Source organism: Actinomadura fibrosa (assembly GCF_900659615.1).
Lineage (GTDB): Bacteria > Actinomycetota > Actinomycetes > Streptosporangiales > Streptosporangiaceae > Spirillospora > Spirillospora fibrosa.
In genome coordinates this window covers 88,490-111,500 of the sequence record NZ_CAACUY010000009.1, presented here as the reverse complement: position 1 = coordinate 111,500, position 23,011 = coordinate 88,490, and the positions used below count along the sequence as shown (strand labels likewise).

The 23,011-nt window shown below is 74.0% G+C and carries 14 protein-coding genes; 10 read left to right on the top strand and 4 right to left on the bottom strand.

Going from position 1 to position 23,011, the window contains the following annotated elements:
* The 6 genes from E1300_RS06120 to E1300_RS06095 form a co-directional block, all read left to right on the top strand.
* A partial coding sequence (locus E1300_RS06120; protein ID WP_131755884.1) for an HAD family hydrolase occupies positions 1 to 2,365 on the top strand: 2,365 nt, incomplete at its 5' end.
* Complete coding sequence (locus E1300_RS06115) at positions 2,355 to 3,461, top strand: class I SAM-dependent methyltransferase (protein ID WP_131755883.1); 1,107 nt, start codon at positions 2,355 to 2,357, stop codon at positions 3,459 to 3,461. The genes E1300_RS06120 and E1300_RS06115, both read left to right, overlap by 11 nt.
* A gap of 42 nt (positions 3,462 to 3,503) precedes the next feature.
* The gene (locus tag E1300_RS06110; protein ID WP_131755882.1) at positions 3,504 to 4,394 is read left to right on the top strand and encodes a class I SAM-dependent methyltransferase; all 891 of its coding nucleotides are present in this window, start codon (positions 3,504 to 3,506) and stop codon (positions 4,392 to 4,394) included.
* A gap of 75 nt (positions 4,395 to 4,469) precedes the next feature.
* The gene (locus tag E1300_RS06105; RefSeq protein ID WP_131755881.1) at positions 4,470 to 7,277 is read left to right on the top strand and encodes an RICIN domain-containing protein; all 2,808 of its coding nucleotides are present in this window, start codon (positions 4,470 to 4,472) and stop codon (positions 7,275 to 7,277) included.
* A gap of 273 nt (positions 7,278 to 7,550) precedes the next feature.
* Entirely contained in the window at positions 7,551 to 9,638 is a 2,088-nt protein-coding gene (locus tag E1300_RS06100) for a hypothetical protein (protein WP_165502695.1), read from the top strand.
* A 134-nt stretch (positions 9,639 to 9,772) separates the two neighbouring features.
* Positions 9,773 to 12,859, top strand: coding sequence for an ATP-binding protein (locus E1300_RS06095; protein WP_131755880.1), 3,087 nt, complete (start codon positions 9,773 to 9,775; stop codon positions 12,857 to 12,859).
* 10 nt (positions 12,860 to 12,869) lie between these two features.
* On the opposite strand, the gene E1300_RS06090 is transcribed toward E1300_RS06095, so the two are convergent.
* On the bottom strand, positions 12,870 to 13,892 hold the full coding sequence (locus E1300_RS06090; RefSeq protein ID WP_131755879.1) for an aldo/keto reductase: 1,023 nt from the start codon (positions 13,890 to 13,892) through the stop codon (positions 12,870 to 12,872).
* A 123-nt stretch (positions 13,893 to 14,015) separates the two neighbouring features.
* On the opposite strand from E1300_RS06090, the gene E1300_RS06085 reads away from it, so the two are divergent.
* Complete coding sequence (locus tag E1300_RS06085) at positions 14,016 to 14,858, top strand: helix-turn-helix transcriptional regulator (RefSeq protein ID WP_131755878.1); 843 nt, start codon at positions 14,016 to 14,018, stop codon at positions 14,856 to 14,858.
* Positions 14,859 to 14,919: 61 nt separating this feature from the next.
* Here the strand turns inward: E1300_RS06085 and E1300_RS06080 are convergent, their stop codons facing one another.
* Both E1300_RS06080 and E1300_RS06075 read right to left on the bottom strand, forming a co-directional pair.
* Positions 14,920 to 16,257 (bottom strand): hypothetical protein, encoded by a 1,338-nt coding sequence (locus E1300_RS06080; RefSeq protein WP_131755877.1) that lies wholly within the window; start codon positions 16,255 to 16,257, stop codon positions 14,920 to 14,922.
* A 139-nt stretch (positions 16,258 to 16,396) separates the two neighbouring features.
* A complete protein-coding gene (locus tag E1300_RS06075; RefSeq protein WP_131755876.1) occupies positions 16,397 to 18,142 on the bottom strand; it encodes a hypothetical protein in 1,746 nt (581 codons plus the stop codon).
* Between the two features lie 411 nt (positions 18,143 to 18,553).
* Between E1300_RS06075 and E1300_RS06070 the strand changes: the two genes are divergently transcribed.
* The 3 genes from E1300_RS06070 to E1300_RS06060 all read left to right on the top strand — a co-directional run bounded on the left by E1300_RS06070 (position 18,554) and on the right by E1300_RS06060 (position 22,104).
* Positions 18,554 to 19,804: a Mur ligase family protein gene (locus tag E1300_RS06070; RefSeq protein ID WP_131755875.1), complete on the top strand. Its 1,251-nt coding sequence runs from the start codon at positions 18,554 to 18,556 to the stop codon at positions 19,802 to 19,804.
* The gene (locus E1300_RS06065; RefSeq protein WP_131755874.1) at positions 19,794 to 20,510 is read left to right on the top strand and encodes a type 1 glutamine amidotransferase; all 717 of its coding nucleotides are present in this window, start codon (positions 19,794 to 19,796) and stop codon (positions 20,508 to 20,510) included. The genes E1300_RS06070 and E1300_RS06065 overlap by 11 nt, the downstream gene beginning before the upstream one ends.
* A gap of 148 nt (positions 20,511 to 20,658) precedes the next feature.
* A complete protein-coding gene (locus tag E1300_RS06060) occupies positions 20,659 to 22,104 on the top strand; it encodes a purple acid phosphatase family protein (protein ID WP_131755895.1) in 1,446 nt (481 codons plus the stop codon).
* Between the two features lie 21 nt (positions 22,105 to 22,125).
* Here the strand turns inward: E1300_RS06060 and E1300_RS06055 are convergent, their stop codons facing one another.
* Complete coding sequence (locus E1300_RS06055) at positions 22,126 to 23,001, bottom strand: lytic polysaccharide monooxygenase auxiliary activity family 9 protein (RefSeq protein WP_242618964.1); 876 nt, start codon at positions 22,999 to 23,001, stop codon at positions 22,126 to 22,128.
* Positions 23,002 to 23,011: the final 10 nt, after the last annotated feature.

Sequence of the window (23,011 nt, the reverse complement as noted above, 5' to 3'; positions counted from 1 at the left end):
CATGCCGGACGCCCTGTTCGGCGGCGCGCCCCTGGAGCAGCTCGTCGAGGCGGAGGTGCGGCTCGAACGCGAGCTGACCGTCGTGGACCTCGACATCGCCGAGACGATCCGCGCGGCCCGCAAGCAGGACATCGAGGTCGTCCTCGTGTCCGACACCTACTTCACCGAGGACCACCTGTCGCTCCTGCTCGACCGCCCCGAGCTGGGCCCGCTGGAGGACGTCCGGATCTTCCGCTCCCACCAGCACGGCGCCGGCAAGGCGTCCGGCCTGTGGAACATCGTGCTGCGCGACCTCGGCCGCAGCCCGGAGCAGATCGTCCACATCGGCGACAACCGGGTGGCAGACGACGAGGTGCCCGCCGGGCTCGGCATCCGCACCGTCCACTACCGGCGGCTCGACGACGCCTACCTGGACGTCCTGGAACGCGAGCACGAGCCCGTCGACCCGTTCGGCGACCCCGCCCCCGACCTCGACGACCGGCACGGCGACTTCGGGCTCACCAGCCTGCGGGCCAAGGCGCTCCACTCGGGCGTCGAGCACGCCACGTCCACGCTCGACATCGCGTGGCGGTACGGGGCGCTCGTGCTCGGCCCGGTCCTGACCGGGTTCGCCGAGTGGGCCGCCGAGCGGGCGCACCAGACCGGCACCGCCGTCCTGTGGTGCCCGATGCGCGAGGGCGAGCTGCTGTCCGAGCTGATCAACGCCGCCGCGCGGGCCCGGGGCTGGAACGTCGAGGCCAGGGTCATCTGGCTGTCGCGGTTCGCGACGTCCCTGGCCGGGCTCGACCCGCTCGACACGGACGCGGTGCACGCGTTCATCCGCACCGGCTACCGGCTCACCGTCCGGCAGGCCCTCGCGGTCCTGGAGCTTCAGCCCGGCGAGGTCCCCGGCCTCGCGACCGAGCTGGACACCGTGATCGACAACGGCGACATCGCCGACCGCGTCGCCCGCGCGCTCACCGAGACGCCGCACCTGACCAACCGCCTCGCGGTCACGGTCACCGCCGCCCGCGAGCGGCTGATCGGGCACCTGCGCGACGCCGGCGCGCTCGACGGCGCCGAGCTGACCCTCGTCGACCTCGGCTGGGGCGGGACGATCCAGCGGCAGCTCGCCCGCACGCTGGAGATCGCGGCGCTGGACGTCCGGGTGTCCGGCCTCTACCTCGCCACCGACGCCCGCGTCGAGCGCGTCCACCTCGCCGGCCTGCGCGCCGAGGGCTACCTCGCGCAGGCCGGGGCCCCCGCGCACATCGCCGCGACGGTGGCGCGCAGCCCGGAGATCGTCGAGCAGTGCGTCAACGCGCCCTGCGGATCGCTGATCGGCTTCACCGAGGACGGCGCGCCGGTCCTCGGCGACACCGCCGACTCGCCGTCCCAGAACGCTGAGCGCAGGACCGTCCAGGACGGCGTCCGCGCCTTCCAGCGGACCTGGAACCGGTACGCCGCCGCCGACGCCGCCTGGCCGCTGCCCGCCGCCTCCCCGGCGGCGCGGAACCGCCTCGCCCGCATCCTCGCGTCCGCCCTGGAGTCGCCGACCCCGGACGAGGCCGCCGTCTTCGGCAACTGGACGCACGAGGACAACTTCGGCTCCGCCGAGGTCACCACGCTGCTGCCCGCTGACCTGAGGCCCGCGATCCCCTACCTGTCGCCGGGCGACCTCGCCGACCTCGGCATGCGGGACTCGTTCTGGCCCGGGCTGATCGCCGCGTCCGACACCGGCCTCGGCGCCCTCGCCCGCGCCATCGCCGACGGCGCGATCGACCCCGAGGCGCTCGAACCGGCCGGCGAGCCGTACGAGACCCGGCTCCGCTACCGCACCGCGGACGACCACTGGCACGAGCCCATCCGCCGCCGCGTCCGGATCAACCACAACGGGCTGTCGTTCGCCCGGCTCAGCTTCGAGCACCACGACACCGTCGACATCTCGCTCGCCATCCCCGGCCGCCCGGCGATCGTCCGGGTCGACTGGATCGAGGCGCGGGTCCTCACCGGCCGCCGCCGCGAGCAGGTGCTGCGCTGGGACCGGCCCGAGGACTTCGTCGGCCTGCACTACGCCGAGTGCCGCTACCTCGGCGGCAACCTCATGGAGTTCGACAGCCCGCACGCGGCGGTGTGGCTGCCGATCGCCCGCCGCGCCGGGGCGCCGGTCGTCTCGTCCGGCCAGATCAGCATCGCGTTCGCGATGCTTCCGCAGTCGATGACCGGCATGGCGCCGCGGATGCCGGTGGACCGCCGGGCCGCGCGGGCCGCCCGCGCCCTGCGCCTCACCGGCCGGCTCCGCGAGGAGTACCGGACGGCGGGCGTCAAGGGCGTCGCCGCCGGCGCCCAACGAGTCGCCAGAAGGAAGCTCGGCGATGGCTCCTGACCACACCCCCGCCCCGCCCGTCGTGACCGGGACGCGCGGCGATCCGCACGCGCAGGCCCGCGCGGCCCGCGGCCTGCCGCTGCTGGTGCACTCGATGTCGGTGTTCCGGGAGCTGTTCGAGCAGATCTTCGCCGCCCGCGCGGCCGCCGACCGCCCGATCACCGAGGTCGTCGAGGTCGGCGTGGAGTCCGGGCAGGTCAGCTCCGTGTACGCCGACCTCGGCGCGACCGTCCACTGCGTGGAGCCCCGTCCCGGCGACGACCTGCGCGCCTTCCTCGACGCCGACCCACGGCTCAACCTGGTCGAGGGCCTGTCCCCGGACGTGCTGCCGAGCCTGCCCGTCGCCGACCTCTACGTCCTGGACGGCGACCACAACTACGCGGTCGTCCGCGCGGAGCTCGCCTGGATCATGGAGCACGCCCCCGACGCGGTGGTCGTCCTCCACGACGTGCTCTGGCCCTGCGGACGGCGCGACTTCTACTACCAGCCGTCCGCCCTGCCGCCCGAGGACGTCCACCCGTCCACCGGCGGCGGCCCGACGGTCTGGCACGACGACGTCACCCCGGCCGGGTTCGTCGGCGACGGCGCGTTCACGGTCGCCGAGCACGCGGGCGGCGAGCGCAACGGCGTCCTCACCGCCGTCGAGGACGCCCTCGCCGAGACCGGCGGCTGGCGCCTCGCGATCGTCCCCGCGGTCTTCGGCTTCGGCGTCCTCGTCCGCGAGACCGCCCCCGCCGCCGCGGAGGTCTTCGAGGCGCTGCGCCCCCACACGTCCTCGGCGCTGCTGGCGACCATGGAGAACAACCGGATCGCCCTCTACACCCGCGTCCTCCAGCTCCAGTACGAGGCCGCCGCCCGCACCGGCGACGCCAACCGCCTCACCGAGACGATCGCCGCCCAGCAACGCGAGATCGAGCGCCTCCACTCCGAGCTGGCCGAGGCCAGAGCCGAGAACGCGACTAGGCGCCAGGAGCTGCAACGATCGACCGACGAACTGGCCCGCCTGTCAAAGCGGCCGACCCCGCCCCCAGAGGTAGGCGCGGCAATGCTGCACCTGGGCCGAGCAGTCTCAGCCCGCCTCCGCAAGGCCCCGTAACCGATAACCGGAGACGCTCCCCGCCGGAGAGAGGGACCGGACATGACGAACTACGTCACGACCGTGGCCATGCACCAGGAGACGTGGGGGACCTTCCTGCGGCCCGCGCCCGGCCTGGCCGACGTGCCGAACCTGCACGAGGTCCTCCACATCCCGCTCCAGAGCGGGCACCACGCCGACCTGAAGGCCTTCGCCGGGAAGAACGCCGTCTTCGACCGCATGACCGCCCGCATCGAGCGCGCGGACGTCGCCTACGAGGACCAGTGCAGCGCCTACCACTACTTCGATCTCTTCACGCTGGTCGAGCGCGACCACGGTGCGCTGACCAGGCTCGTCGACGTCGGCGTGTTCATGGGCGGGTCCGCGGCGATCCTGGCGGGGTGCGTCGAGCCGATGGGGCTCGAACTCGACCTGGTGGACGCCAACCGCGCCTACCTCCAGTTCACCTACGAGAGGCTGCGGCGCATCTTTCCCCGGGCCATGGCGCGCGTCCGCATGTTCCACGGCGACCTGCCGACCTACGCCGCCACCGTCCTGCGCGCCGAGCCGCAGACGCGCGCGTTCGTCCACCATGACGGCTCGCACCGGTTCGACCAGGTCGTCAAGGACCTGAGCGCGCTGTACTTCGTCCGGGACCGCGTGTACGGCCTCGCGATCCAGGACACCCACCTGCGCGGGAACATCGAGTACCTGAACTTCGTAGATGCCGCTGTCCACGCCGTGTTCGGGCTAGACGTGGAGTCCGAGCCGATGGGGGCGAACTATCCGGTGGACTCGCCGGTGACGTACCCGAACCGGTGGAACGGCAACTACTTCCTCGCGGGACGGTCGGAGGGCATGTACGTGCGCTTCGATGGGCTCGACTGGAAGTACCCGCACCCGACGATGGAACTGGAGTCGTTCCTTCCCGTGAAAGCGCCCCCGGTGGTCTGACGCCCCCTGCGGCGCGGCCGGATGCGGCCGGATCATGGTCCCGGCCCGTCCGCCTGTTGATCTTCGCTTCGTGCCGTGAGACAACGGCGGGGCGCGGCCGTCCGGGAGGGGCGGCGGCGGTCCGGCGAGATCGGGGGACGCGGGGTGCGGATCGTCACGAGCGGAAAAGGCGCCGTCCGCGCGGTGCTTGCCGTGTTCGCGCTGCTGGCCGGCGCGCTGGCGGTCGGATCGGTGCAGGCGCCTCCGGTGTCGGCGGCACCGGCCCGTGCGGCCGCCGCGGCGCCGCTCAAGGTGATGCCGCTGGGCGACTCGATCACCGCAGGATACGACGCCACCACCCAGGGCGCGGACGGCGGGTACCGCACCGACCTCTGGCAGCTCTTCCAGGCGGACGGGCGGCCGGTGGACCTCGTGGGCGGCGAGTCGTCCGGGCCGTCCCGGCTGGGCGACAGGGACCACGAGGGGCACGGCGGGTGGCGTGTCGACCAGATCGCCGACGGGGCCGCGAGCACCTGCGGCAAGGCCATGACCGGCGCGTACGTGACGAGCCGGATCACCGCGACCCGGCCGGACGCGGTGCTGCTGCACATCGGCACCAACGACATCAACGCCGGGTGCGGGCTCGGCACCGGCGCGGCGACGCTGGCGGACCGGCTCTCCAAGCTGGTCGACCACATCGTGCAGGCGGCGCCCGCGGCGGACGTGTACGTCGCGAAGATCGTCCCGATCACCGACGCGGCGCTCAACGCGTCCGTGAACGCCTACAACGCGCGGATCCCGGGGATCGTGCAGGCGAAGGCCGCCGCGGGCAAGAAGGTCCATCTCGTGGACATGAACACCGCGGTGCCGGCCTCGGACATCCCCGACAAGCTGCATCCCACCACGGGCGGCTACTCCAAGATGGCGGCCCGCTGGTACGCGGCGCTGACGTCGTCGCCGCTCGGCCGGTGGGAGGCCGAGGCGGCGACCAGCACGCTGAGCGGCGGCCCGACCGTGATCGACACGTTGAACGCGTCGGGGCAGAAGAAGGTCGGGCACCTCGACGACCCGGGCGACTACGTGCAGCTCAGGATCGACGCGGCGACGGCGGGTCCCTACCGGCTCTACGTCCGCGGGGCCAACGGGACGGGCGCCCCCTGCACCCACCAGCTCACCGTCAACGGCGGCGGCGCCCAGGCGCTCACCTACGCGGGTTACGGGTGGGACCAGTGGGTCGTCGTGCCCGCCGATGTCTGGCTGAAGGCAGGCGCCAACGCCGTCCGCCTGGCCACCGGGACCTGCTACGCCGAGGTCGACTCGGTGGACGTCACGCCAGGCCTCGCGATGTATCCGCGGGCGATCCGCCTGGCGCACTCCGGCGACGCCGACGGGCACGTCATCGCGAGCGTGAACACGAGCTCGACCGGCGGGCTCACCGACATGGCGCGCTTCTACGAGAGCTCGGACGGCGGGACGACCTTCCAGCCCGTCGGGGAGGTCCGCGACCCGCAGGCCGCGGACGGGCGCGGGGCCTGCTGCGGGTCGCTCTTCGAGCTTCCGGCCGCCCGTGGGGAGAACCCGGCGGGCACGCTGCTGTGGGCGACGACGGTCGGCATGCCGAACGCCCCGGCGCGGCAGCCGGCGGTCCGGGTGTGGAGGAGCCTCGACCGCGGCCGCACGTGGTCCTACCTGTCGAGCTGCGCCACGGCGCCGGGGACGCTCCGTCCGACCGAGGGCCTCTGGGAACCGGAGCTGTCGATCGACGCCCAGGGCGACCTGACCTGCTACTTCTCGGACGAGACGCGCTATCCGCAGGCCGCCGAGAAGAGCACGCAGGTGATCTCCGCGGTGACGTCGTCCGACGGCGGGACGACCTGGAGCGCGCCCCGCGCCGTCGTCGACCTGGGAGCGGGCCACCGGCCCGGCATGGCGAGCGTGCGCAGGCGCGCGGACGGCCGGTACCTCATGGCGTACGAGCTGTGCGGGAGCGCGGAGGCCCGTGCGTGCGAGGTCCACGTCCGGACGTCGTCCGATGGACGGGACTGGGGCGCCGTCACGGAGACCGGGACCGTCCCCAAGGACCTGGACGGGAACTCCTTCTTCCACGCCCCGACCCTCGCCTGGGCACCCGGCCCCGGTGCGGACGGGCGCGTCCTCCTGGTGGGCGGGCTCGTGAAGGACCCGTCCGGCAAGGTCCTCCTCGGCTCCAGCGGCAAGACCGTCTACGCGAACCCTGCCGGCGGGACCGGTACCTGGCTGCCGCTCGACGCGCCGGTGCAGACGCCCTTCTCCACGACGACGCCCGGCGGGGAGGAGGTCGTCTGCACGAACTACAGCTCGTCCCTGCTCCCTTCGGCGGACGGGACGCGGCTCCTGGAGATCGCGACCAAGCGGATCGGCGACCCCGAGACCGGGCGCTGCACCGCGGTCTTCGGGACGGCGTCGGCGCGCGGCACCGGCGACGCGACCGGGGTCGACACCGCCAACACCTACCGCCTGCGCGACCTCCACAGCGCCAAGTGCGTGGACGCCGGAGCCGGATCCGATCCGCTCGCGGCCGCGATGCAGCAGTGGCTCTGCAACGACCTTCCGCGGCAGGACTGGAAGTTCCAGGCGGCGTCCGGCGGCCGGTTCACGGTCGTCAACCAGCGCAGCGGGAAGTGCCTCGACCTGGTCGGCGGGTCCGCGGAGCCCGGCACGGCCGTCCAGCAGATCGCCTGCTCGGGCGCCGCGTCGCAGACCTGGCGGGTCGCCGGGACCGGGCGCGGCCACTACACGGTGGCCTCCGGCCTCAGCGGCCTGTGCCTCGCGCCCGCGGGCGACTCCGGGGACGACGGGGTGAAGATCCAGCAGGCGGCCTGCGACGGGCGGGCGTCCCAGGTGTGGCGGTTCGAGGAGCGCTGAACGGTCCCGCACCGCCGTTTCGGGCGGTCGCCGCGCCGGGAGAGCGTGGCCGGATCCGGCCATCCGGGTGCGGTGTGGTGCCCGATCTTTCCCGCAGGTAGCCCTGGTGACCGAATTGGCGGCGAACGCCGGTCATCAATGCGCTCGTTCCATTGAAGGAGACGCGCGATCCCGGCAAGCTCTTTACCCTGTGTGGTGTAAGAACCGACCCGACAACCCCCCAGGCGTTCCTTCACTTCCCGCGACACCCAGGGGCCATCCGACGTGACGGACATGGCGAGCGGGTCCGCGATGGCGCGGCTCACACAGGCCGACCGCGTCTACGTGGGCTGGCGCTACGCGCAGGTGCACCCGGACCCGGGTCCGCCGCCCGGCCTGCCGGAGCAGGCCGAGCGGGCCCCGGCGCGGCCGCCCTACCGGCGGCCGGCCGAGCACATGGCGGGACGCCCGCTGCGGACCGCCGCGGGCGGCACCCTCGTCGGCGTCCTGCTCTTCCTCGCCTGCGGCGCCGCCGGCGTCCTGCCGTGGGCGTTCGCCGGCGTCGGGCTGCTCGCCTGCGCGGTCATCCTCGGCATCACCGGCGGGGCGCTGTGGCGCGACGAGCGCGGCGTCCGCGAGCGGCTCGCGCTGGAGCGCGAGCGGGAGGAGCGCGAGCAGGCCGCCCGCGAGCGGGAGCGCGCCGCCGCGGAGAAGGCCCACGCCGACGCCCACCGCGAGTGGGAGCGGCGGCACCGCGCCTACGAGAGCCAGCGCGAGTGGTACCCCGTCGCCGTCCCGCCCGGGGTCGACCGGGTCGACATCGTCGGCGGCACGCTCGCGGGCTGGTCCGCCGCCGTCACCACCATGGGCGCCGCCCGCCTCGCCGTCGGCGCCCGGCTCACCGTCATCGACCTGTCCGAGGGCGCCGTCGCGCACGACCTGCTGCGCCTCGCCGCCGACCGCGGCGACGACCCGCTCGTCTGGGTGCTGCCCGCCGACCTGCCCCGGCTGGACATCACCCGCGGCCTCGGTCCCGAGGCGCTCGCCGACGTCCTGTCCCTCGTGGTCAGCGCGGGGGAGGAGCAGTCCGGGACCCGCGACCTGTCGTTCGACAACTCGATCCTCGAACGGATCATCGAGGTGCTCGGGCCGGACGCCACGATCCCGGGGATCACCGCGGCGCTGCGCGTCCTCGCGCAGGTCGGCGACCCCCGCGACGACCTCCGCAAGGGCCTGCTCACCGACGAGCAGCACGAGCGGATCGCGACGCTGTTCGGCCGGGACGCCACCGACCGCATCGTCGTCCGCCGCGCCTGGGCCCTCGAAGCCCAGCTCCGCAAGCTGGAGAAGCTCGCCACCGAGCCCGTGCGGCTCCCGCCGTCCCGGCTGCACGTCGTCTCCATGGACCGGCGCGCGGGCGTGCTCACGAACCGGATCCTCGGCACGTACGTGACCACGGCGCTGACCCACCGGGTCCGCGAGTCCCCGCCCGGCGGACGCTGGGACCACACCCTCTTCCTGTGCGGCGCCGAGAAGCTCCGCGGCGACGTCCTCGACCGCCTGATCGACGCCTGCGAGGCGACCGGCACCGGGCTCGTGCTCATGTACCGGTCGATCCCGCCGCACGTCCGCGAGCGCCTCGGCCGCCGCGGGCACGCCGCGGTCGGCTTCATGCGCCTCGGCAACCCCGAGGACGCCCGTGTCGCCGCCGAGCACATCGGCACCGACCAGCCCCTGCTCGTCGCCGAGATCACCGACTCGGCGGGCGAGACGCTGTTCGACTTCGCCGGGGAGAGCTACGCCAGCACGGTCGCGTACGCGCGGCTCCGCGGCGACGGCCTCACCGACCCGGCGTGGTCCCCGCTGCCCGCCCCGGTCGCCGACGACGCCGCCCTCGCCGCCGGGATCAGCTCCGCGACCGCCTGGGGCCGCACGGTCGCCGCCCGGCGCCGCGCCGACAAGCAGCGCTTCCGCGAGCTGCTGGTCGAGCCGCCGCAGCTCCAGGAGCTCCCGCCGACCGCGATGGTCTTCACCCACGCGGGCGCCACCGGCCGCCGCATCCTCCTCGTGGACGCGAACCCGGGCATCATCACGCTCCCCACCGCGCACTCCATGGAGTTCGAGGAGTACCTCCGCGAACAGGAGATGCTGGCCCAGGCGGAGGAGCCCGCCCCGGAGGCTCCTCAGGACACGGCCCCGGCGCCCGAGGACGAGCCGCCCGCCGAGCTCCCCGAGCCCCGCTATCCGCAGGCGCCCCGCTACACGCAGGCCCCGCGCGCCCGTCACGCGCTGCCCCGAGGCTCGGGCGGCCGCGCGCCCCGGATCGTCCCGCCCCGCAGAACCAACGGCCGCCACAAGGCCGACCCACCCCCGTCCGACTAGACGAACACGCCCCTTCGGACGCCGGGGCGGTGGCGCTGGAGCGGTGGTCGCGTAAGGATGCTGGGGTGACGACGCCCCCAGGTCCTCCGCCCCCAGGGATGCCGCCCGGACGTCCGCCGGGGATGCCTCCGAGCATGCGACCGGGCGGCCCTTTCCGGCGCGGGCCGGCGTCCGGCACGGGTGAGGCGGCTCCGGCGGGCGGGCGCGGCCCGGACGAGGTGCCGGCGCTGGCCGGGCCCTGGTACCGGATCCAGGCCATCCCGGCACCGCAGCGGGAGGCGTCCGCCGAATGGGACTTCGTCAGCGTGCTCCCCGCCGCGCTGTCGGCGGCGGGACGGCGCCGCCCGTTCGTGGTCGGCTGGCTGTCTGCGGGCGGCGGCGCGCCCCTCGAACTGATCACGAACGCGGGCCCGATCGGCGGCCCCGACCACACGGGCTCCGGCCATCCCGGCTCGGGACGTCTCGGCGGCGCGGCCGCCGGAGGGCGGCGGTCCGCGGACGGCGAGGCGCACGGGCTGCTGTTCCCCAGCGGCGCCCGCGGCGTCCCGATCGGCGACGGATGGCTGCGGCAGGCCGAGCGGATGGCGTGGACGCGCTGCCCCGGCCGGCTCGCGCCGCAGGTCGGCCGGACCGAGGCCGGCGCCAGCCTGTTCGAGTCGACGCTCGTCACGCTGATGGAGCGCCCGTTCGGCTGGTTCGTCGTCGCGGACCCGTGCGACGAGCGGCTGATCGACACCGAGATGCGCGAGCTGCACCACGAGCTGCGGATGCTGCGCCGCGGCGAGGACGAGCAGGCCCGGCTCGCCGTCGCGCGCGCCGACCAGCGGCTGGCCGAGCTGGACGCGTTCCGCGAGGCGGGCCTGTGGCAGGTCCGGGTCGTCGCGGGCGCGGCGACGCAGGCGGAGCTGGGCCAGATCGCGCCGGTGCTCGTCGGGTCGATGGAGCTCGGCCACCACCCCTACCGGCTGCGGTCCGGGCACGGCAGCGGCTCGTTCGCCGACATGCTCCGGCCGGACGCCGCGCCCGCGCCGCTGCGCCCGATGAGCGAGTCGGAGCAGCGGTTCCCGTTCACCGCGACCGCCGGGGCGCTCGCCGCGCTGGCCGGGCTGCCGCGCCGCGAGGTGCCGGGCCTGCGCGTCCTCGACGCCGGGTACTTCGACGTGACGTCCGAGACCGACGGCGAGGGCGAGATCGAGCTCGGCGCCATCCTGGACGGCCAGGACCGCGAGGTCGGCCGCTTCACGGTCCCGCGCAGCACGATCAACCGGCACGTGTTCGTGACGGGCTCGACCGGCGCGGGCAAGTCGCAGACCGTCCGGCACCTGCTGGAGCAGCTCACCCGCGCCGGGATCCCGTGGCTCGCGATCGAGCCCGCGAAGTCGGAGTACGCGGCGATGGCGGGCCGCATCGAGGACCTCGGCGGCCCGGTCACGGTCGTCAACCCGTCCGACCCGGCGTCGGTGCCGCTGTCGGTCAACCCCCTCGCGCCCGAGCCCGGCTACCCGGTGCAGGCGCACATCGACATGGTGCGGGCCCTGTTCCAGGCCGCGTTCGACGCCGAGGAGCCGTTCCCGCAGATCATGGCGCAGGCGCTCCAGCGCGTCTACGAGACCAACGGCTGGGACGTCGTGACGGGCGCCGGCGTCCCCGGTTCGCTGATCGAGCCCGCCGTCCCGACGCTGGAGCAGCTCCAGAACGCCGCCCTCCAGGTCATCCAGGACGTCGGGTACGGCCGCGAGCTGATGGCCGACGTGCAGGGGTTCGTGGACGTGCGGCTCCGCTCCCTGCGCATCGGCTCCGCCGGGCGGTTCTTCGAGGGCGGCCACCCCGCCGACATCGGCGGCATGCTCCGCGACAACATCGTCCTCGCCATCGAGGACGTCGCGAACGACGAGGACAAGGCGTTCCTGATGGGGACGCTCATCATCCGCATCGTCGAGCACCTGCGCATGCGCGAGCGCCGCCGCGACCGCGCCACCGGGCCCGCGCTGCGGCACGTCATCGTCATCGAGGAGGCGCACCGGCTGCTGCGCAACCGCGGCCCGGAGCGCACCAGCTCGCACGCCGTCGAGCTGTTCGCCGGGATGCTCGCCGAGATCCGCGCCTACGGCGAGGGCATCATCGTCGCCGAGCAGATCCCGACCAAGCTCGTCCCGGACGTGATCAAGAACACGGCGCTGAAGGTCGTGCACCGGCTGCCCGCCCACGACGACCGCGCGCAGGTCGGCGCGGCGATGAACCTCGACGGCGACCAGTCGCGCGAGGTCGTGTCGCTCCGTCCCGGCGTCGCCGCCGTGTTCGCGGACGGCATGGACCGCCCACTGCGCGTCAGCGTCCCGCTCGGCGAGGGCCGGGAGGCGGAGCTGCCGGGCCCGCCGCCGCCCGTGGACGGCCGCCGCTCCGCCGCGTGCGGCTGCGAGTGCCGGTCCGGGCGCGCATGCACCCTCTACGAGCTGCGGGAGGCCGACCTCGTCGCCGGGCATCCCGACTGGGCGTGGCTGCGGCTCTGGGCGGACGTGCTCGTCCTCGCGCACGTCGTGAACCGCCGGCTGCCCGCCGTCCCGCTCGACCTGCGCCGCGCCTGCTCGCGCCTCGCGCCGCGGCTGCGCGAGTGCGCCCTCGCGACCGTCCTCGAACGGGCCGTGTCGCGCCGGTCGCGGGCGCTCCGCACCGCCTACCCGCCGTCCGAGCTCACCGGAACCGTCGCCGGGGTCGCGCAGAGGCTCCTCGGCGGCGAGGACGTGCCCGGCGGCGCGCCGGGGCCCGCGTGGGTCATCCCGCAGGTCCGCTGGCTGCACGAGATGGACCGCCTGTTCCCGTACGGCGGGGGCGTCCCGGACAAGCACGCCCCGGCCCCGCCGCTGGAGTACCAGCTCCCCGGCCTCAAGCAGCCGCCGGAGCCGAGGCTCGGCCACCGCCTCCGCGCGCTGCGCCGCCATCCGCTGTCGATGGAGCTCGAACGGAACCGGCCGCTCGCCGTCACCGCGATCTACGGCGACGACGACCACGCCTCGTTCTACCGCGACCTCGCGGTCGTCGCGATCGGCTTCGACGAGGACGAGCAGATCGAGCACGTCGCGGGCACGATGCGCGTCACCGGCTGGCTCGAACCGGTGCTGAGCTGGGCCGAACGCTTCGTGGACCCGTTCGACGACCCGTCCGGCGCCCTCCCGTTCCTCACCCAGGACCCGCCGGCCGACCCGCTCGCAACCCCATCCTGACCGGGACGGGTCAGGCGGCGGTGCGTTCGCTCGCGGGGCGGCGGCGAAGGCTCGCCTGCTGGAGGGCCGGTGGCACGTACGCCTGGTCGAGCGCGCCGACGTCGGTGCCCGGCGGGACGATCTCGTCGATCCGGTCGAGGACGTCGTCGGTGAGCGCCACGTCCATGCCGGCGAGAAGGCCGTCGAGGTGGCTCATCGTGCGCGGTCCGACGAGCGCGCTGGTCACGCCCGGATGGGCGATCGTGAACGCCATGGCGAGGTGGGCCGGCGGCAGGCCCGCCTCCGCGGCCAGCGACGCGAACCGCTCGGCGGCGTCGAGACGGCGCTCGTCGTTGAGGTGCTTGAAGAGGCCGGCGCGGCGGAGTTCGTTCTGTCGGCCCTTGCGGACGCGTCCGGTGAGCAGCCCCTGCCCGAGCGGGCCCCACACCAGCGTGCCGACGCCGTAGCGCTGTGCGGCCGGCAGCACCTCGCGCTCGATGCCGCGGTCCAGCAGCGAGTACGGCGGCTGCTCGGTGTGAAACCGTTGCAGACCGCGCCGCTCGGCGACCCACTGCGCCTCGACGATTCCGGACGCCGGCATCGTGGACGTCCCGATGGCCCGGACCTTCCCGGCGCGGACCAGGTCGGTGAGCGCGGAGAGCGTCTCCTCGATGTCCGTGGCGGGGTCCGGCCGCTGGATCTGGTAGAGGTCGATGCGGTCGGTCCGCAGGCGGCGCAGCGAGTTCTCGACCGCGGTCATGATCCAGCGCCGGGAGGCGCCCTGCCGGTTGGGGTCGTCGCCCATCGGTCGGCTCACCTTGGTCGCGAGGACGACGTCGTCCCGCCGCCCCTTGAGCGCCCTGCCGACGACCTCCTCGGAGTCGCCGTAGGCGTCCGCGGTGTCGATGAGGTTGATGCCCGCGTCCAGCGCCTTGCGGATGATGCGGGCCGAGTCGTCGGGGTCGGGGTTCCCGACGGACGTGGCGAACATCAGCGCGCCGAGCGCGTAGGGGCTGACCTGGATGCCGGTCCGGCCGAGCGTGCGGTACCGCATGCGGGATCGTCCTTTCCTCGCGGGGTCCCAGCGTGCCCCGGTGCGGTGATCGGCGGGAGAGACGTCCTTATCCGGGGACGATCTGTCCCTGGCTGCGTCCGGCGTCCCGGGCATCATGGACATGTGGACAGAACCGAGATGGCCGACTTCCTGCGCCGCTGCCGCACCCGGCTCGTCCCCGCCGACGTGGGGCTGCCGCAGGGCGTGCGGCGCCGCACCCCGGGCCTGCGCCGCGAGGAGGTGGCGCAGCTCGCGGGCATGTCCACCGACCACTACACCCGGCTGGAGCAGGCCAGGGGCTCGCGCCCGTCCCGGCAGATGCTCTCCGCCGTCGCCCGCGCGCTGCGGCTGAGCGGCGACGAGCGGGACCACCTGTTCCACCTGGCCGGTGAGCAGCCCCCGCGCAACCGGCCTACCACCGGCGAGGTCCGCCCCGGCCTGCTCCTCCTCCTCGACCGGCTGACCGACGTCCCCGCCCAGATCGTCGACGAGGGCGGCGACGTCCTCGCGCAGAACGCGATGGCCAAGGCGCTCCACGGCGACGCGTCCGCCCTCCCCGAAGCGCAGCGGAACATCGTCTGGCGCTACTTCACCGATCCTCGCGCGCGGGAGCTGTTCCCGGCCGAGGACCGCGACCGCGCCGCCCGCGTGGCGGTGGCGGACCTGCGCGCCGCGCTCGCCCGCCGTCCGCACGACGCGCGGCTCACGGCGCTCGTCCGCGGGCTGCACGCCCGCAGCGACGAGTTCGCGGCCCTCTGGGACGCCCACCACGTCGCCGTACGCCGCGGCGACGTCAAACGCTTCCAGCACCCCGTCGTCGGCCTGATGGAACTGGACTGCGAGATCGTGCTGAACCCGGAGCACGACCAGCGGCTCATCATCCACACCGCCCGTCCGGGCACGACCTCCTACGAGCGGCTGGAACTGCTGCGCGTCGTGGGCCTCCAAGACCTGACACCCGGCTGAACCCTCTTGCCCGCGCCCGGGCCCGGCGGCGGACCGGGCGGCGCGTGCGCTGCGGCGGGGTTCAGATGTTGTCGGCGCTGCGGGCGGGCAGCCCGGCCTTCTCGGCGATCGGCGACCAGTAGCGGATGAACTCGACCTTGGCGTCCCGGGCCTCCTGGTTGACGTCGGCGACCTCCTCGTCCGAGGGGCAGCCAGGCGCGACGTCCAGGTACCGCTGGTTCGACTCGACCGACGCCTGGAGCGCCCGGACGAGCGCGTCCTTGAGCGCCTCGCCGTCGTCGAGCGCGCCGACCTCCAGCGCGCGGGCCTTGCCGAGCTGCTCCTGCCGCTGGTCGCGGATGCGCTGGAGCCCCGCCGTGCCGCATCCCGCCGTCACCACCGAGCCGAGGTCGGACCGGGTGCCCGACATCTCCTGGAGGAGCCCGTCCACGGCTCCGGCCTGCTCGTCGAGGTCACCCGAGGAGGCGCTCGGCGAGCCGCTCGCCGTCTCGCTCTCGGTCGTCACGCTCTCGCTCGACTGCGACCCCGCCGCGCTCGCCGGCGGCGCGGACTTCGACCCGCTGGGCCACAGGACGATGCCGAGCGCGATCCCGGCGAGCAGCAGCATGCCCGCCGCGATGAGGATGTACGGCTGCTTGCTCTTCTTCGGCGGTGCCGGCGGCTGCCACATCGCCGGTTCCGCCCACGGCTCGGGCGACAGCGACGTCGAGGTCTCGCCGGACGGCGGGAACTGGCTCGTCGGCGCGTCCGGCACCGGCACCCATGGCGCCCCCACCGGATCCTGCTGCTGGTTAGCCCACGGCGGCGGCAGCGGCCCCGCACCTGTGCCTGCGCCTCCGCCTTCGTTGTACGCGCGGCCCGCCAAGGTCGGGCCGCCGAACGGGTTCGTGTTGCCCGGCGTGCCGGGCTGGCCTGGCATGCCGTGGGCGCCGGGGACATCCCAGGTGGGTGCGTCGTCGCTCGTCCCGGCGCTCAGCGTGTTTCCGGGGCCGTCGGCGGGCGGGCTGCCTGCCCCCGATGTCCCGGACGCGCTGTGCCGTCCGGCGCCGGGCGCGCCGAGGACACCGCCGCCGGGACCGCTGGACGTGATGGTCCGCTCGTCGCCTGTGTCCGTGCGCGTCTCCGTGTCGTCGCCGGACGGGCCGCCGAAGGACGAGGGCGCCTTGCCGAGCCGTCCCAGAGGGTCGCGGACGGTCGACTCGTAGGACGGGACGCCGCCACCGGACGGAGCGCCCGGTGCGTCCTGAATCGTCGCCTCACCGCCGAACGGGTTCCCCGAGGGCGGCGCGGACGGGCCGGCGATCGTCGTCGTGTCGTCGGAGGGCGGCGTCGCCGGGTCGCCGGACGGGGCGTCGGACCCGCCGTGCAGCGGCGCGTTGCACCGGGTGCACCGGGGCAACGCCGACGTGGTCTCGCTACCGCAGCCCGGACAGCGCATACCGTCCCCTTATCGTGAGGTTCGACGCTGCCAAGATAACGCGCCGTGCCCCGCCGCGGACTGCGCGCGGCGGCGTCGCAACGGGCTCGTGATCCGCCGGTCAGACCTGCTGCCAGCCGCGCTGGGGCTGGCCGGTGGTCCGCGCGACGGGGTTCCACAGGTTGACGAACTGCCGCTTCGCCGTCGTCGCGCGCCGCTCGGCGGCGGCGCGGCCGGGGACGTGCGCGGCGTCGGGGCGCGGCTTGCCCTTGCACTTGCGCTGGTTCGCCCGCGCCCACCTCAGCAGCGCCTGGTCGACGTCCAGGGACGCCTGGAGCGCCTGCTGGAGCGAGCCGCGCAGCCGCTCGCCGTTCGAGAGCTTGTCGAGCTTCAGTTCGCGGTTGCGCCGCAGCTGGTTCTGGCGGCGCTGCGCGACCGTCTGGAAGCCCTGGATCGCGGCCGGCAGGGTCTTGCAGGTGCGCGCGCGGCCGAGCGCGCCGGCGAGGATGCCGCGGGTCTCGCCGCTGGCGACGAGGATCGCGTTCATCGCGGCGGCCTGCTCGCGGGCCGCGCTCGGGATCTTGTTGGTCTGGGCGACCTTCGTGTTGGCGGGACGCGGTGTCGTGGTCTTGGCGGCGCTGGACGAGCCCCCGCCGCCGGGCCACGCCACGAACGCGACGGCGGCGACCGCGATCGTCACCAGCGCGGCGACGGCGATGAGGAGCGGCTTGCTGGGGCCGCCGCCGGAGCCGCCGGTTCCGCTGGGTGCCGGGGGCGGCGGGTAGCCGCCGAAGGCGGGGTCGCCGGGACCCATCTGGCCCATCGGGGGCATGCCCTGGCCCATGGGCGCACCCATCGGAGGCCCGGCCATGGGGCCGCCCATGAGCGCGCCCATCGGGCTGCTCTGGCCGAACCCCCCGTTGATGTCGAGCCGCGTGCCCTGGTCGGCGGGCGGCATCCCGGGCCCCGGGGCGATCTGGGTGGCGCCGTCCATGACGGTCGCCTCGCCCTGCGGTGTGCCGCCCCAGGGTTGAGCGGCGGGCGGGCTCTGCGGCGCCCACACCTGGGTCGCCTCGGCGGCGTCCGCCTCCTGCGGCTTGCGCGGCTGCGCGAACCAGGAGTCGGGGACGATCGACTCCGGCTCCTGCTGCGACCCCGCTCCGAACCCGGCACCGTTGGACGGGAAGCCCGCACCCGTCGAGTAGCCCCCGCCGGACGAGGCGAACCCGCCGGACGAGGGGAACCCGCCGCCCTGGCCGCCGTCCTGGCCGCCGTCCGACCAGGCCGGGGGCGGCGGAGCGGCGAACCCTCCCGTCCCGGACGCGGACGCCGGTTCGTCGTCCTCATTGGGGTCGAACGTCCACGCGGCGGTCGACTCGGGATCGACGGGCGGCAGCGTCCCCGGTGCCGGTGCCGGTGCCGGTGCCGGGTCGGCGGGCGGCGTGGGGACCGAGAGCGGGCCTGACTGCGCGGACGGCACCGCGAACCCGGACGTACCTGTCGAACTGGGACCGGCCGCCGGGCCAGGGGGCGTCATCGGCGGCGGGGGAGTGCCCAGGGGCGCGCCGGGCGCCGGGGACGCCGGTTCCACGATTCCGGGGATGACCGACTCGGCGGGCGAGGGCGCCAGCGGCGGAGCCGGGTCGGCGGGCGGCGTCATCGGCATCGGCGGGGTGGCGCCCGACGCCCAGGACGGCGTCGGCGGCGGGACCATCATCGTCCGCTCCCCGAGGTCGGCGGAGACCTCGCCCACCGGGGCCGCCAGCGGGGCGGCCGGGCCGACCGAGTACACGTCGATCGGCGCGTTGCAGTGGGAGCACGTGCCGAGCGTCCCGGGCGTGTTGGAACCGCACGTCGGACACTGCATCGCTGAGACCTCGCCTTGTCGCCGCTTCGCCACGCTCGCGATCCGGCCCGCCGTCCCGGCGGGCTCGCTTCCCCGCAAACCAGCAGGGCTCCCGACAAAAGTAGTGGGTGACGTCGTTCTCGGGCGCCTGGATGGAAATCTGGCTCACCGTGCCGGGGGTCGCACCGAATCACGACTCCTCGGTACCGGTCAAGATCGGCGGGATCGGTTTACACGGATGGCTGTGAAGTACGTCTCACTATGCGGCTTCTGAGACCATGGGGACGCGTGCGGCGCGGCGACGCGTCCCCGGGACGTCCCGGAAGGCCCGGCGAACGCCCGGCGGCGCCACGGGCGGGCCGATCAGCGGCTAGGCTCGGAGCGGTTTCCCGCCGCGTGAAGAAGAAGGCGCATCCAGAGAAGACGGAGTCCATGAGCGATCTTCCGCTGCGTTCGCAGCTGGCCGTCGCGCTCGGTCGTACGGCCGCGAAGATGTCCCGCATCGCGGGCCGCGGAGACGGCTCGGTCATCGGAGGGCGGATCGGCCTCCGGCTCGACCCCGAGCTGCTGACCAGGCTCGCCAAGGACCGCAAGCTCGTCCTCGTCAGCGCGACCAACGGCAAGACGACGACGACCCGGCTGATCACCTCGGCGATGACGCCGCTGGGGGAGGTCGCCACCAACGCGTTCGGCGCGAACATGCCCACCGGGCACGTGTCCGCCCTCGCGTCCGCGCCCACCGCCCGCTACGGCGTGCTGGAGTGTGACGAGAAATACGTCCCGATGGTGCTGGCGGAGACCGGCGCCAACGTCGTCGCGCTGATGAACCTCAGCCGCGACCAGATGGACCGCGCGGCCGAGATCTGGCTGCTGGCCGGCAAGTGGCGGCGCGCCCTGGAGGCGTCCCCGCAGAGCCACGTCATCGCCAACTGCGACGACCCGCTGGTCACCTGGGGCGCGTCCACCGCGAAGAGCGTGACCTGGGTCGCCGCGGGCCAGCACTGGCGCGAGGACTCCTGGTGCTGCCCCGAGTGCGGCGGCCCCCTCGACCGGCAGGACACCGACGAGGACAGCGACTGGCGCTGCCGCCAGTGCCACTTCTCCCGGCCCCGCCCCGACTGGATCCTCCGCGGCGACCAGATCAGGACCCCGGACGGCCGCGTCTTCCCGCTGTCGAACCTGGCGCTCCCCGGCCGCGCGAACCGCTCCAACGCCCTCGTCGCGCTCGCCGTGGTCGCCCAGTTCGGCGTCCAGCCGGAGCAGGCGCTGCCGCTGCTGAGCGAGGTCAAGTCCGTCGCCGGCCGCTACACGACGGTCGAGCACGAGGGCCGCAGCATCCGCCTGCTGCTGTCGAAGAACCCGGCGGGCTGGCTGGAGGCGTTCGACGTCCTGCGGCCCGCGCCCGGCCCGGTCGTCCTGTCGGTGAACGCGCAGGGCCCCGACGGCCGCGACACGTCCTGGCTCTGGGACGTCGACTACCGCATCCTGCGCGGGCGCCCCGTCTGGGTCGCGGGCGAGCGGCGCATCGACCTCGCCGCCCGGCTGGAGGCCGCCGAGGTCGCCTTCACCCTGGTCGACGACATCGACCAGGCCGTCATGGCGGTCCCGCCCGGCCACCTCGACGTGATCGCCAACTACACCGCCTTCCAGAGCATCCGAACGAGGTACGGCCGTGTCGTCTGACCGCATCAAGATCGTCTGGATCTACCCCGACCTGCTCAGCACCTACGGCGACCAGGGCAACACCATCGTCCTGGAGCGCCGCGCCGCGCTGCGCGGGATCCCGACGGAGACCGTCCACCTGCGCTCGGACGAGCCCGTCCCGCAGGACGGCGACATCTACCTGCTCGGCGGCGGCGAGGACCGCCCGCAGATCCTCGCCGCGCAGCGCCTGCGCGCCGACGGCGGCCTGAACACCGCCGCCCAGCGCGGCGCGGTGGTCTTCGGCGTGTGCGCCGGTTTCCAGATCATCGGGCACGAGTTCGGCGGCGAGGAGGGGCAGCCGCTGCCCGGCCTCGGCATCCTCGACATCCGCAGCGGCCGCGGCCAGCAGCGGGCCGTCGGCGAGGTCGTCGGCGACGTGTCCGCGGAGCTGAACGTCCCGCGGATCACCGGCTTCGAGAACCACATGGGCGCCACCAGCATCGGCCCCGGCGCCAAGCCCCTCGCCAAGGTCATCGCCGGTGTCGGCAACGGCGACGGCAACGGCTTCGAGGGCGCCTACGCGGGCCGCGTCGTCGGCACCTACATGCACGGCCCGGCGCTCGTCCGCAACCCCGGCCTCGCCGACCTGCTGCTCACCTGGGCCGTCGGCGCGCAGCTCCCCCCGCTCGACGACTCCTGGGCGGGCCGCCTCCGCGAGGAGCGCCTCAACGCCGTCCTGAGCTGACCGCGTAACCGGACGCCCGGCCCCCGCCCACGCGCGCGGGACCGGGCGTCTTGGTGTATCGCGGGGGCGCGTGCGTCCTGGCGTGTTCGAGACCCGTTCACCCCTTTGGGTCTGGCGCGCCCGCGCGGACGCTGTGACGGTGGCGGACATGATCTGCTGCCGTCCCGGACGCCGGGAACTGCTGCGCTGGAGCGCGGTCGTCGCGGGCGCCACCCTCCTCCCCGCCTTCGACCGCGACCTCGTCTACGCGGACGCCCGCGCCGCCGGACCCGACGCCGCCCGTCCCGTGAACCTGGAACTGGTCACGCTGACGGAGACGTCCGCCGTCCTCACCTGGTACACGGGCGTTCCCGGCACGGACGACGGGCTCGGCCGGATGAAGCCCGCCCCGTCCGACGCCGAAGTTGTCTACGGGACGCACCCGTCCCGCATGACGAAAACGGCCCACGGCCCGTCCGGGACGCCGTACCACTACGTGGAACTGACCGGACTGGAGCCGGGTCGCACCTACTACTACCAGGCCCGTTCATGCGGACAGGCGGCCACACCGACGGCGCTCGCCGCCGGACAGGCCGCAGGCGTCCCGCACGGCGACGTCTTCGCATTCACGACCCCGCAGCCGCCACCGGGCCGCTTCCTCTTCTCCATCGCCCTCTGCAACGACCTCCACCTCGGGGAGACCGTCGCGGGACTCGTCGGGCAGCTCCCCTGGATCAAGGGCATCGAGCAGGTCCCCGGCCACCCGCCCTACCCGGAGATCATGGCGCAGGCCCTCGTCGCGGACGCCCGCAGCCGCGGCGCGACGTACCTCCTCGCCGCCGGCGACATCTCCAGCGAGGCCGCCCCCGCCGACGTCGGCCGCGCGAAGACCCTCCTGGACGGCTTCGGCGCCTACGGCCGCGACTACCTGGTCACCCGAGGCAACCACGACCGTGCCCACGAAGGAACCGCCTACACCGCGTGCAGCCCCGGCCAATGGCAGGGCAACGACTGCTTCCGGGACGACTTCTTCCCGTCCGGCCCCACCTATTTCACCCACGACCTCCAGGGCCTCCGCATTCTCGGACTCGACACCTACGACAAACCCGGCAATGGCGGCGACGCGGGCGGCCTCTCCACCGACCAGCTCGCCTGGCTCGAATCCGAACTCAAAAAGGACCCGGACCGCCCGACCCTCGTCTTCGGCCACCACCCGCTCTTCGTCGAGAACTCCCCTACCGCGATAACGGGAGGCCAATCCCTGGACGCGGGCCAGTCCCTCAGAATCCTCGCCGCCTACAACCGGACCCCCGGCGTCTTCCTCCACCACGCGGGCCACACCCACCGCAACCAGCGCTCGGTGTTCCCTCTGGCGCCCAAGGTCGTCCAGCAGGAGGTCGGCGCGGGAAAGGAATACCCCGGCGGATTCACGCTGCTCCGCGTCCACTCCGGCGGCTACGCGCTGAACTTCTACAAGACGCGCAGTGATCTGGCCCGGGAATGGAGCGAACGCAGCCGCCAGGAACTGTCCGGCCTGTGGCCCCAGCTCTCCCTCGGCAACCGCGTCACCGACCGCAACAGCACCGCCACCCGCGACCTCTCCGGCCTCGGCTGATCAAAACTCGCGCCGAACCTGTCAGAACTCGCGCCGGACCTGCATTCGCCGGACGAACGCGACCATCCCGGCGACCAGGACGACCAGCACCACGGCACCCCCGACACCGGCCGCGACCAGCATCATCGGACTCATGCCCACCACCTTCTCACGATCCACTGGACGAACATCCGCGACAGGCGACGCCGAAGAATTCTGAGGCACCTCAACAGCCCCACGGCCCCCTGTCTTGCCAGTCGCCTTAGGACTCGCACTCGGAGCGGCCTTCACGGCCTTCCCGCCACTAAAGACGACATCCGAACAGGAGTAATAAGTATCGGGCGTATCCGAGGTCTGCCAGATCGTGTAGATGACATGGCGCCCGGACTTGCCCTGCGGAAGCCGTCCGCCGAACACATACGACCCATTACGTCGCGGCGGATCCTTGACCGTCAGGAACGGCTTGGCCTCCAACGCCGACCAGGTCAGCCGCTGCGCCGGCCGGTACCCGTCCTTCGTCACGTACATCCGGAAGCTCCCGCGATGCGGGATCGACACCTCGTACCCGAACGTGTGACGCGCACCCGCGGTCAGCTTCGTGGACGGCCAATCCGCCCGCGCGAGATCGAGCCCTTTGAACCGGGCGATCCCCGCGCTGCACAGCTTCCCGTCCGGAATGACCTGCCGATCGCGTCCGCGCACATTCGGCACGCGCAGCTCGTCCCACTGGGCCAGCGCCGAACCGCTGAGCCCGGCCGCCGCCTTGCACGCGGCCGCACTCGAACTGGACCGCTGCGGATCGCAGACGACCGACCGGCTGACGGGACTCTGCAACGCCCCATGCGCCCCGGCCGGCGGAGCCACGGCGACGCCGACCATGCCGAGCCCTGCGACAACGGCGAGAACGCGGGCGCTCACGGGTCAAAAC

Bases quoted from the DNA above. Each gene is read 5' to 3' on its own strand.
- E1300_RS06115 (WP_131755883.1), top strand. From the start codon at position 2,355: ATGGCTCCTGACCACACCCCCGCCCCGCCCGTCGTGACCGGGACGCGC.
- E1300_RS06110 (WP_131755882.1), top strand. From the start codon at position 3,504: ATGACGAACTACGTCACGACCGTGGCCATGCACCAGGAGACGTGGGGG.
- E1300_RS06100 (WP_165502695.1), top strand. From the start codon at position 7,551: ATGGCGAGCGGGTCCGCGATGGCGCGGCTCACACAGGCCGACCGCGTC.
- E1300_RS06095 (WP_131755880.1), top strand. From the start codon at position 9,773: ATGCGACCGGGCGGCCCTTTCCGGCGCGGGCCGGCGTCCGGCACGGGT.
- E1300_RS06090 (WP_131755879.1), bottom strand. From the start codon at position 13,892: ATGCGGTACCGCACGCTCGGCCGGACCGGCATCCAGGTCAGCCCCTAC.
- E1300_RS06075 (WP_131755876.1), bottom strand. From the start codon at position 18,142: ATGCAGTGTCCGACGTGCGGTTCCAACACGCCCGGGACGCTCGGCACG.
- E1300_RS06070 (WP_131755875.1), top strand. From the start codon at position 18,554: ATGAGCGATCTTCCGCTGCGTTCGCAGCTGGCCGTCGCGCTCGGTCGT.
- E1300_RS06060 (WP_131755895.1), top strand. From the start codon at position 20,659: ATGATCTGCTGCCGTCCCGGACGCCGGGAACTGCTGCGCTGGAGCGCG.